The organism is Vibrio sp. 970 (assembly GCF_033339075.1).
Genome location: NZ_JAWOTW010000312.1, coordinates 1 through 703 on the forward strand (window position 1 = coordinate 1; position 703 = coordinate 703).

Consider the following 703-nt stretch of genomic DNA (forward strand, 5'->3'; position numbering starts at 1 on the left):
GTCGCGCTACACGAACTGTGGGGAATGATGTCTGTCGCAGAACAGGCCTTGATGGCGGTTTCTGGTTTTGTGGTTATCGCGGGTTTACTCGGCATGTTAAGCAGCCTACTGACCAGCTTACAAGAACGACGTCGAGAAATGGCCATTTTACGCGCTATGGGAGCACGCCCGCGCCACGTTTTGTCTCTGCTCATTAGTGAAGCGAGTTTACTCACAGCAGCAGGTATCGTCACTGGCGTTTTGGGACTGTATGCGATACTCGCCCTACTTCAGCCCCTAATTCAACAACACTACGGTATAAATCTCACGTTAAGCACGCTTTCTGCGTACGAATGGATGCTGCTTAGCTTTGTACAATGCGCCGGTATTGTGATTGGTTTTATTCCAGCATTCCGCGCCTACAGACAGTCACTCAGTGACGGAATGACCATAAGGATCTAACGATGTGGAAAAAAGTTTTAGCCAGTTGCTTACTCGCGATTGCATTTACGACGCCGGTCATGGCGAGTGATGAGCCATTAACGCTCGACTGGATCGATCTGGTTCCTGAAGCGGAACGTAAGCTGTTCGACAGCGTGGGGATGCCCGCATCTGATCACAGTGGTGGCGCGGCGCAGCAATCAAAAATCGGTAACGTCAGACCAGAACTCAATGGCAGTCAGGTCAAAATCCCTGGCTTCGTGATTCCTCTTGAGGGAGATGC

At 50.9% G+C, this 703-nt stretch carries 2 protein-coding genes; both read left to right on the forward strand.

Annotated features, from left to right (window positions below):
- On the forward strand, positions 1-441 hold a 441-nt coding region (locus tag R7Q11_RS26370), incomplete at its 5' end, for an FtsX-like permease family protein (RefSeq protein WP_225467021.1).
- A 2-nt stretch (positions 442-443) separates the two neighbouring features.
- Positions 444-703: DUF3299 domain-containing protein (locus R7Q11_RS26375; protein ID WP_225467022.1), on the forward strand; the 260-nt coding region annotated here is incomplete at its 3' end.